Source organism: Streptomyces sp. NPDC000941, from assembly GCF_053599555.1.
Genome location: NZ_JBSFMM010000566.1, coordinates 1 through 1,068 on the forward strand (window position 1 = coordinate 1; position 1,068 = coordinate 1,068).

A 1,068-nucleotide genomic window follows, 5' to 3' on the forward strand; every position below is an offset into this window, starting at 1 on the left:
CGGGGGCAGGCGGGGCGTCTGCTGTCGCACGTCGAGGGGCGTGCTGAGGTCTCGCCGGTTGATGTGGGGTGGTCGCTGGCGTCGGGGCGCACGGCCTTTGAACACCGTGCTGTGGTGGTGGGTGATCGTGACGGTTTGCGGGCGGGGTTGGGTGCGCTGGCGCGGGGTGAGTCGGCGTCTGGTGTTGTCGTCGGTCAAGGGGTCGGTTCGGGTCGGTTGGCGGTGATGTTCCCAGGTCAGGGCAGTCAGCGGGTGGGTATGGGGCGTGAGCTGTACGGCCAGTATCCGGTGTTCGCGGAAGTGTTCGACGAGGCGTGCGGGCTGCTGGACAAGGAGTTGGCGGGGCATGTCGAGCGGTCTGTGCGTGATGTGATCTTCGGTGGTGATGCTGTTCTGCTTGGTCAGACGGTGTTTACGCAGGCGGGTTTGTTCGCGGTTGAGGTGGCGTTGTTCCGGTTGGTTGAGTCGTGGGGTGTGGTGCCGGAGTTTGTGGGTGGGCATTCGGTCGGTGAGATCGTGGCGGCTCATGTGGCGGGTGTGTTCTCGTTGGAGGATGCGGTGCGGTTGGTGGCGGCGCGGGGCCGGTTGATGCAGGGGCTGCCCGCCGGCGGGGCGATGGTCGCTGTCCAGGCCGCGGAGGACGAGGTGGCGCCGCTTCTCGCCGGGTACGCGGGCCAGGTCGGCGTTGCCGCGGTCAATGGTCCCCGCTCGGTGGTCGTCTCGGGTGATGAGGACGCTGTCCTTGCTGTGGCGGAGACGCTGCGGGGTCAGGGGCGTAAGACCAAGCGTCTTGAGGTGTCACATGCGTTCCATTCGCCTCGTATGGACGCGATGTTGGATGACTTCCGCACCGTTGCGGAGACCCTGACTTACGAAACGCCCCGCATTCCGGTCGTTTCCAATGTGACGGGCGACTTGGCCACCTCTGGTGAGCTGGCTTCGGCTGGTTACTGGGTGCGGCATGTTCGGCAAGCGGTGCGATTTGCGGATGGGGTGGCTGCGCTCGTCGGGCAGGGCATCACGACTTTCCTCGAACTGGGTCCCGATGGCGTGTTGAGCGCGATGGGT

The 1,068-nt window shown here is 65.9% G+C and carries 1 protein-coding gene; it reads left to right on the plus strand.

Annotated elements, in window-relative coordinates; all coding sequences use genetic code 11:
* A partial coding sequence (locus ACWDSL_RS53515; RefSeq protein ID WP_450497044.1) for an acyltransferase domain-containing protein occupies nucleotides 1-1,068 on the plus strand: 1,068 nt, incomplete at both ends.